Source organism: Bacillus sp. SIMBA_074, assembly GCF_046534555.1.
GTDB lineage: Bacteria > Bacillota > Bacilli > Bacillales > Bacillaceae_G > Bacillus_A > Bacillus_A mycoides.
The window spans coordinates 1-242 of the sequence record NZ_JAWRYM010001104.1 but is presented as its reverse complement, the minus strand read 5'-3'; the positions used below and the strand labels follow the sequence as shown (position 1 = coordinate 242).

The following is a 242-nucleotide window of genomic DNA, read 5'->3' as shown; positions in this document are numbered from 1 at the left end:
ATATTTACTTCACTAGAAAAAGAAGAGATCCTAACGTTAGACGATAATGGTACATATTTGCTGCTAGAGCTTCCATCGGGAAAGGTCCCTACATACACACAAGAAGTGATTTATGAGCTGCTGCTTAAAGGAATAACACCGATAATCGTGCATCCGGAGAGAAATAAGGAATTGATCGAGAATCATAAACTTTTATTTGATTTGGTCCAGGAGGGTGCCTTAACTCAACTTACCTCTGGTAG

General features: G+C 39.3%; 1 protein-coding gene. It reads left to right on the top strand.

Features of this window, described 5'->3' with window-relative positions; genetic code table 11:
* On the top strand, window positions 1-242 hold a 242-nt coding region (locus SB773_RS34170; RefSeq protein WP_410594947.1), incomplete at both ends, for a CpsB/CapC family capsule biosynthesis tyrosine phosphatase.